Annotated in this window: 1 rRNA gene; it reads right to left on the reverse strand. The window is 43.4% G+C overall.

Going from position 1 to position 327, the window contains the following annotated elements:
• Positions 1-219: 219 nt before the first annotated feature.
• Positions 220-327: ribosomal RNA gene (locus ICC18_RS33460) — 23S ribosomal RNA — on the reverse strand; the annotation flags it as partial.

Raw genomic sequence — 327 nt, forward strand, 5'->3', positions numbered from 1 at the left:
TGTTCGAGATGGGAACGCGTGGGTCCCCTCCGCCATCATCACCAAACGATCAAGGATTTATTCCTTGAAAACTAGATACGAAACTTGCGTAAAGTGTGAATATTTGTTAACTAGTTGTTTTCTGGGCCCCGAGAAAGTATTCGGAATCAGCTACAGAGCTTCTCTTCACTTTCTTGGATAATATAGGGATCTTTAATCGAAGATTAAAGTCTCTCAGTTTTGGTTAAGCCCTCGACCGATTAGTATTCGTCAGCTGCATGCATTGCTGCACTTCCACCTCGAACCTATCAACCTCGTCGTCTACAAGGGGTCTTACTAATTGGGAAA

Origin of the sequence: Paenibacillus sedimenti (assembly GCF_014534655.1) — a bacterium.
Lineage (GTDB): Bacteria > Bacillota > Bacilli > Paenibacillales > NBRC-103111 > Paenibacillus_E > Paenibacillus_E sedimenti.